7 protein-coding genes are annotated in these 7,657 nt (G+C 66.4%); 4 read left to right on the plus strand and 3 right to left on the minus strand.

From position 1 onward, the window contains the following. Nucleotides 1-126: 126 nt before the first annotated feature. Nucleotides 127-336, minus strand: coding sequence for a cold-shock protein (locus ACTJJM_RS20880; protein WP_004153307.1), 210 nt, complete (start codon nt 334-336; stop codon nt 127-129). A gap of 302 nt (nt 337-638) precedes the next feature. On the opposite strand from ACTJJM_RS20880, the gene ACTJJM_RS20885 reads away from it, so the two are divergent. Further along, the gene (locus ACTJJM_RS20885) at nt 639-1,127 is read left to right on the plus strand and encodes a YaiI/YqxD family protein (RefSeq protein ID WP_010484520.1); all 489 of its coding nucleotides are present in this window, start codon (nt 639-641) and stop codon (nt 1,125-1,127) included. Between the two features lie 6 nt (nt 1,128-1,133). On the opposite strand, the gene ACTJJM_RS20890 is transcribed toward ACTJJM_RS20885, so the two are convergent. After that, a complete protein-coding gene (locus ACTJJM_RS20890) occupies nt 1,134-2,012 on the minus strand; it encodes a pseudouridine synthase (protein WP_440865946.1) in 879 nt (292 codons plus the stop codon). A gap of 124 nt (nt 2,013-2,136) precedes the next feature. On the opposite strand from ACTJJM_RS20890, the gene ACTJJM_RS20895 reads away from it, so the two are divergent. The 3 genes from ACTJJM_RS20895 (at nt 2,137) to ACTJJM_RS20905 (ending at nt 6,027) form a co-directional block, all read left to right on the plus strand. Continuing rightward, nucleotides 2,137-2,685 carry a YaeQ family protein gene (locus tag ACTJJM_RS20895; RefSeq protein WP_043403207.1) on the plus strand — a complete coding sequence of 183 codons (549 nt, stop codon included), beginning with the start codon at nt 2,137-2,139 and terminating at the stop codon, nt 2,683-2,685. Next, on the plus strand, nt 2,682-3,866 hold the full coding sequence (locus ACTJJM_RS20900; RefSeq protein WP_049411433.1) for an NAD(P)/FAD-dependent oxidoreductase: 1,185 nt from the start codon (nt 2,682-2,684) through the stop codon (nt 3,864-3,866). Before ACTJJM_RS20895 ends, ACTJJM_RS20900 begins: the two co-directional genes overlap by 4 nt. 91 nt (nt 3,867-3,957) lie before the next feature. Further along, nucleotides 3,958-6,027 carry an EAL domain-containing response regulator gene (locus ACTJJM_RS20905; RefSeq protein WP_010484510.1) on the plus strand — a complete coding sequence of 690 codons (2,070 nt, stop codon included), beginning with the start codon at nt 3,958-3,960 and terminating at the stop codon, nt 6,025-6,027. Between the two features lie 113 nt (nt 6,028-6,140). Here ACTJJM_RS20905 and fabV read toward each other — a convergent pair whose 3' ends face one another. After that, nucleotides 6,141-7,400: an enoyl-ACP reductase FabV gene (fabV, locus tag ACTJJM_RS20910; protein WP_010484508.1), complete on the minus strand. Its 1,260-nt coding sequence runs from the start codon at nt 7,398-7,400 to the stop codon at nt 6,141-6,143. Nucleotides 7,401-7,657 lie beyond the last annotated feature (257 nt).

The raw sequence follows: 7,657 nt of genomic DNA on the forward strand, positions 1-7,657 counted from the left end.
CCCCCCCCCCCCCCCCCCCCCCCCCCCCCCCCCCCCCCCCCCCCCCCCGCTACAGAACAGCAGGCAACAAAAAACGCCGGAAGCTTTCGCTTCCGGCGTTCTGGCTACCAAACGGTAGCAGACGGATTAGACCGCCTGCACCTGGTCAGCCTGCATACCCTTCTGGCCCTGGACGGCGATGAAGGTAACCTTCTGGCCTTCCTGCAGGGTCTTGAAGCCGGTGCCCTGGATGGCACGGAAGTGCACGAACAGGTCCGGGCCGCTTTCCGGGGTGATGAAGCCGAAGCCCTTGGCGTCGTTGAACCACTTGACGGTGCCGGTCTGACGATCAGACATTTGACTAACTCCTGAAACACATGTTGAAAAAAATCGCAGCCACCGGGTATCGGGGCCGAGACTGAGTTGCAGGCGTTGGTAAAGCGGATCGATGAGCGGATCGTGAGATCAACTGCACCAGGCCACGATTCACGGTGACCCTAGCAAACACAGTGGGTCGAACGATACGCGTGTTTTCTGCAAAAAGCGATAGCCCGGACGTTCATGGGCAAACCCTGCCCGCTAGGCGTGACAAGGCTTGGCAGCCGATCAAGCCTAACTCCGAGTCCCCATTCAGGTTTTTCCTACCCTACACTGGGTAAATGACTGAAGCTGAAACCCAAGCTGAACCCGCCCTGCCCCGCATCTGGGTGGACGCGGATGCCTGCCCCACCGTCATTCGCGACATCCTGTTCCGTGCCGCTGAACGCGTTGGGATCGAGCTGACCCTGGTCGCCAATCAGTGGATCCGCACCCCGCCATCGCGCTGGCTGCGCTCGATCCAGGTGCCGCAGGGCCTGGACGTGGCCGACAGCGCCATCGTCGAGCGGGTCGCCGCCGGAGACCTGGTGGTCACCCAGGACATCCCGTTGGCCGCCCTGGTGCTGGAGAAGAAGGCCGTGGCGCTGAACCCGCGCGGCCAGCTGTACACCCCGAACAACATGGCCGAGCGGCTGTCGATGCGCAATTTCATGGAAGAGCTGCGCGGCGCCGGGGTGCAGACCGGCGGCCCGCCGCCGCTGGGCCCGCGCGACCGGCAGCTGTTCGCTGCCGAGCTGGACCGCTGGTTGGCCCGACGCCCGGTTCGCTGAACGGCCCTACCCGCCCTGGCCGGGCAGGCACAGGCGGCGCCGGCTGCTGAACCGCCGGGGCTCCCCGCTCAATGGGTCATCGAAGGCCAGCCCCTGCGCCAGCAGCTGCAGGGGCGACTCGACCGTTTCATCCGGGCGCGGCCTCAGCAGCGGATACAGGTCATCGCCCTCGATCGGCGCGCCCAGCGCCGCCATGTGCACGCGCAGCTGGTGCTTGCGGCCGGTTTCCGGCAGCAGCCGGTAGCGCCAGACCGGCCCTTCAGCCTCGATCAGCTCGATCCGGCTGCGCGCATTGGGCTCGCCCGGCACTTCGGCCATGCGGAAGAACGGTTCGCCCGGCACCAGGCGGCTGTCCCGCTGCAACGGAAACGCCAGCCCGGGCAGCGCCGGTGCCAGCGCCTCATAGGTCTTCTCGATGCGCCGTTCGCGGAACAGCCGTTGATAGGCATCACGCGTGGCTGCCTGGGTCGAGAACAGCACCAGGCCGGCGGTCAGCCGGTCCAAGCGGTGCAACGGCGCCAGTTCGGTGTTGCCGGTGCGTGCGACCAGGCGCGCCAGCAGGGTTTCGCGCACATGGCCACCGGCCGGCGTCACCGGCAGGAAGTACGGCTTGTCCGCCACCAGCAGGTGCGCATCCAGATGCAGGATGGTCTCGGCGAAGGGAACCACCGGCTCGTCGGCCACCTCGCGGAAGTACTGGATTTCCAACCCCACCTGCCAGGGCATGTCCGGCGCCAGTGCCCTGCCCTGCGGATCCTGCACACGGCCTCGTGCGAAGCGGTCCTGCCACTGCGCACGGTCGATGCGAGGGAAACGTGCACACAGGCCATCGAGCAGGCTGCTCCAGTGGCCGGGCGGCAGCTGCAGGCGGCTGGGCAGGGTCATCGGTGGCACTCCTGCGGCAGGAAAGAGCGCAAGAGTGCCACCGTTGACGCTGCGCAGACAGACCGGCAACGGACACCTCTGGAGCAAACCTCTATCATTGTCGTCTTTAGTCCACGGACCCCCCATGGCTCTCACCGCCACCATCCGCAAGGCCGAACTGCAGATCAGCGACATGGATCGCGGCTACTACGTGACCCACAACCTGACCCTGGCCCAGCACCCGTCCGAGACCGACGATCGCCTGATGGTGCGCCTGCTCGCCTTCGCGCTGAACGCCGGCGACCGCCTGGAATTCGGCCGCGGCCTGAGTACCGATGACGAGCCGGACCTGTGGGAGCACGACTACACCGGCGACATCCTGCAATGGATCGACCTGGGCCATCCAGACGAATCGCGCATCCGCAAGGCCAGCAACCGCAGCCGCCAGGTGCAGGTGGTGAACTACGGCGGCAACGCTTCGGACATCTGGTGGAGCAAGCAGAGCAAGGGCCTGGCGCGCTTCGACAACCTGTCGGTGGTCGACCTCGATGGTGCCTTCGTCGAACTGTGGGGCCAGCAGATCCAGCGCGCCATGCGCTGGAGCGTGCTGATCCAGGACGGCGAAGTGCAGCTGCTCAACGACCAGATCCAGCTCGACGTGATCCCGAACTGGCGCAAGCGCGCCAAGGCATGAGCACCCTCCGTTGCGATGTGGTGGTCATCGGCGCCGGCGCGGCCGGGCTGATGACCGCAATCACGGCTGGCCAGCGCGGCCGCCAGGTGCAGGTGATCGACCATGCCAACAAGGTCGGCAAGAAGATCCTGATGTCCGGCGGTGGCCGTTGCAACTTCACCAACACCGGCACCACCCCGGCCAACTTCCTGTCGGCCAACCCGCACTTCTGCAAGTCGGCGCTGGCGCGCTACACACCCTGGCACTTCATCGAGCTGGTGCACAAGCACGGCATCGCGTATCACGAAAAAGAGCTGGGCCAGCTGTTCTGCGATGTCTCGTCCAAGCAGATCGTGAAGATGCTGGTGGACGAATGCCAGGCGGCCGGCGTGCAGGTGCGCACCGAGTGCAGCGTGCAGCGCATCGAGCACGGCAGCGATGGCTTCCGCGTGCATACCACCCATGGCCTGTTCCATTGCGCCTCGCTGGTGGTTGCCACCGGCGGCCTGTCCATTCCCAGCATGGGTGCCACCGGCTTTGGTTATGAAGTGGCCCGACAGTTCGGCCACCAGGTGCTGCCGACCCGCGCAGGGCTGGTACCGCTGACGCTCAGCGGCAAGCACCAGGAACGGCTGGCCGATCTGAGTGGTGTCGCCCTGCCGATCGAGGCGCGCTGCAACGGAAAGAGCTTCCAGAACTTCATGCTGCTGACCCATCGCGGCGTGAGTGGCCCGGCGATCCTGCAGATCTCCTCGTTCTGGCAACCCGGCGATGCGCTGGAGCTGGACCTGCTGCCCGGCCAGGATGCCGGCGAGTGGTTGCGCCAGATGAAGCGCGAACGACCTGCCGCCGAACTGCGCACGGTGCTGGGCGAAGTACTGCCGAAGCGGCTGGCACAGCGGCTGTGCGAACACTGGCTGCCCGACCGGCCCGTGCGCCAGCTGGACGAGCCGGTGCTGCGCCAGGCCGCGCAGCTGCTGGGCGCGTTCCCGCTGGTGGCCAGTGGCACCGAGGGCTACCGTACCGCTGAGGTCACGCTCGGCGGCGTGGACACCGCCGAGGTCTCGTCTTCGACGATGGAATCCAAGCGCGTACCCGGCCTGCATTTCGTCGGCGAGGTGCTGGATGTGACCGGCTGGCTGGGCGGCTACAACTTCCAGTGGGCCTGGGCCAGCGGCCACGCGGCCGGTGGCGTGGTGTGAACCACATCGCCGTTCGATGCGTGCAAGGGGTGCGCGCATGGACGGTTCGGCGCGCATCGTGTATCTAGATTTGCAGATTGGGGAGCAGTGCATGCAGAACGCGAACGACATCACCATCCGCCTGCTGATCGTCGATGACAGCGGCGAGAACGCCGAGGCCATCGTCAGCACCCTGCGCAACAGCGGCATCGCGGTGCGTCCGTGGCGCCCGCAGGATGCTGCCGAACTGTCCCAGGTGCTGGCCAGCCAGGCCATCGACCTGGTGCTGGCTTCGCCCTCGCAGGGGATCCCGCTGCCACTGGTGGCCCAGCATATTGCTGCCAGCGGCAAGGACATTCCGCTGGTGCTGCTGGCCGAACGCATCGACGAGGACGAGCTGGTACAAGCCAGCAGCCACGGCATCCGTGCCCTCGCCCTGCGCCAGCGTTCCGAGCACCTGCTCGCCGTGGTCCGTGATCAGTGGGTGGACCTGCAGGCTCGTCGTGGCCTGCGCCGCATCGAGGCGCAGATGCGCGAGACCGAGCGCCGCTGCGATGCCCTGATCGCTTCCTCGCGCGACCCCATCGCCTACGTGCATGAAGGCATGCACATCCGCGCCAACGACGCCTATCTGGAGATGTTCGGCTACGAGCATTTCGACGATATCGAAGGCATCTCGCTGCTGGACATGGTCGCCGCCCAGCATGTGGAAGGCTTCAAGCAGCTGCTGAAGGGCCTCAGCCGTGGCGAGGCGCCGCCGCCGCAGTACCAGCTTGACGCGCGCCACGAGGATGGCAGCGCGTTCCCGGCAACGATGGAATTCACCCCCGCCACCTACGAGGGCGAATCCTGCCTGCAGGTGGTACTCCGCCGCCGCATGGAATTCGACCCGGAACTGGCGCGCGAGGTCGAGGACCTGCGCCAGCGCGATCAGGTCACCGGCCTGCTCAACCGACCGACCTTCATGCTGCAGCTGGAAAGCGCGGTGGCCCAGGCCGGGCGCAGCGAAGGCCAGTTCGGCCTGCTGCTGATCGAGCCGGACCACTACGCGCGCCTGCTGCCGGATATCGGCCTGGCCTCGGCCGACATCCTGATCGGCGCCCTCGCCGCCCTGCTGGCCGAGGTGGTTGGCGAGGACGCGCAGCTGGCCCGTTTCGGCGAACACAATTTCGCCGTGCTGCAGGCCGGGCCCTACGCGCAGACCGTGGCACTGGCCGAGCGCATCCGCGAAGCCTACGCCGCACACGTCTTCAGCATCGGCGCGCGTTCGGCCACGGTAACGGTCAGCATCGGTGGCGTGCAGGTGGGCGAGAAGATCGCCAGCATCGGCCAGGTGCTGGCACGCGCCAGCGAATGCACGCAGGCCGCCGCCGAACTGGGCAACACCTGCCGCATCTTCGACCCGGCCGCTGCCGACCGCGTGGAGGAAGAACGCGTGCTGCGCTGGGTCACCCGAATCCGTGAAGCACTGGCCGGTGATGGCTTCCAGCTGCACTACCAGCCGGTGCTGAACCTGCAGGGGGAGTCGCTGGAGCTGTATGAGGCCTACCTGCGCCTTGAGCACAATGGTGAACTGCTGAGCCCGACTGCGTTCCTGGGCATCGCGGAGGAACACGGCCTGCTGGCCGACATCAACCGCTGGGTGGTGTCACGGGCGATCGCTGTGCTGGGCCAACGTGCACGCGAAGGCCATGCCACGCAGATGCTGGTGAAGGTGACGCCAGAGTCGTTCGACGACCCGCAGATGATCGCCACCCTGCGTCGGGAACTGCAGGCACAGGGCGTGCCCGGCGAACGGCTGTGGCTGCATGCGCCGGAAGCAAAGGTGTTCACCCATCTGCGCAGTGCGCAGCAGTTCCTTGCCGAAGTGGCGCCGCTGGGCTGCCGCATCGGCCTGGAGCAGTTCGGATCGGGGCTGGATTCGTTCCAGCTGCTGGCCCACTTCCAGCCGCAGTTCCTCAAGCTGGACCGCGGCTTCACCAGCGATCTGGCCGCCACCCGAGAAAACATCGACCGCATCAGCCAGATCACCGCGCGCGCACAGGAAGCCGGCATCCGTACCATCGCCGAGTTCGTCAGCGATGCCAACTCGATGACCCTGCTGTTCAGTGCCGGCGTGGATTACGTGCAGGGCGACTTCGTCGGTCCGGCGTTGCCGGAGATGGGGTTCGAGTTTGGTTGACGCCTCTCTGTAGAGCCGAGCGATGCGCGGCTGCGAGACTCAAGCGAAGAGCAGCCGAGCATGGCTCGGCTCTACACAAAGAGAAGGCCGGCTTTCGCCGGCCTTTTCATTGATCAGGTCATGTCGACCAGATTGTCGATCTTCACGTCCGGGTTGACGTCGGCCTCGTAGTCGACGCCCTCCACGCCAAAGCCGAACAGGCGCAGGAAGTCGGCCTTGTAACCGGCCAGATCGCTGATCTCGTACAGGTTCTCGTTGGTCACCTGCGGCCACAGCGCAACCACCTTGCCCTGCACGTCTGCCGCCATTTCCTTGTAGTCGGCACGCAGGCGGCCTTCCTCATCGACCAGCGCAACGGTATGGCCCTCGCCATCGACCAGGTCGTGGCGCAGGCGATCGATCGCCACGCCGTCGGCCTTGCCGCCGTAGAGGATGTCGTACAGCACATCCAACTGCTCGATGCAGCCTTCGTGGGTGCCCTTTTCCTTCATCACCTTGAACAGCAGCGACAGGTACAGCGGCATGGTCGGAATCGCCGAGCTGGCCTGGGTCACCACCGCCTTCAGCACCGATACGCGTGCATCACCACCAATCTTGGCCAACTTCTCGCGCAGGCCCAGCACCTTGGTGTCCAGGTCCTTCTTGGCGGCACCGATCGAGCCGTTCCAGTAAATCGCCTGGGTGATCTCTTCGCCCACATAGGTGAAGGCGGTGGTGGTGCAGCCGTTGGCCAGCACGCCGGCATCGGCCAGCGCGTCGATCCACATCTGCCAGTCCTCACCGCCCATCACCGCGACGGTACCGGCGATTTCTTCCGGGGTGGCCGGCTGCAGATGGGTCTCGGTCAGCACTTCCTTGTCGGTATCCAGGCCACGCAGCGTGATCGGCTCGCCGATCGGCTTCAGCGTAGAGCTGATGATTTCACCGGTCTTCGGGTGCTTGCGGCGCGGCGCTGCCAGGCTGTAGACGACCTGATCGACCTGGCCGAGATCGGCCTTGATCATCTCGATGGCCCTGGCCTTCACTTCATCGGAGAAGGCATCGCCGTTGATGCTCTTGGCGTACAGGCCGGCTTCGTCGGCGTACTTGTGGAATGCGGCCGAGTTGTACCAGCCCGCGGTACCCGGCTTGGTCTCGCTGCCCGGGCGTTCGAAGAAGATGCCGAGGGTCGCAGCGCCACTGCCGAAGGCAGCGGTGATGCGCGCAGCGAGGCCGTAGCCGGTGGAGGCGCCGATCACCAGCACGCGCTTGGGGCCGTTCTGGATCGGCGGGCGCGCGCGGATGTAGTCGATCTGCTGCTTGACCGCGGCGTCGCAGCCGGTCGGGTGGGTGGTGACGCAGATGAAGCCGCGGACGCGCGGTTTGATGACCATGGATACCTCGGGTTGGCAGATGCGGCGCGCGGGGCGCTCAGCAGGAATATGGGTGCGCGCCTGCGCGCGCGAACCGCAGGATCGTAGTGCGCGGGGGAAGATTGCACAACCGACGCTGGCGTAGGGTGGTGTTTCTTTTGCGCAGGGTTGCACCCTGCACCCGCAGAGGCAACGTCAACGGCAGAAGCCGGGTTCCTGTGGGTTGGGGGGGGGGGGGGGGGGGGGGGGGGGGGGGGGGGGGGGGGGGGGGGGGGGGG

The organism is Stenotrophomonas sp. 22692 (assembly GCF_052045015.1).
In the GTDB taxonomy this organism is placed as follows: Bacteria; Pseudomonadota; Gammaproteobacteria; order Xanthomonadales; family Xanthomonadaceae; genus Stenotrophomonas; species Stenotrophomonas geniculata.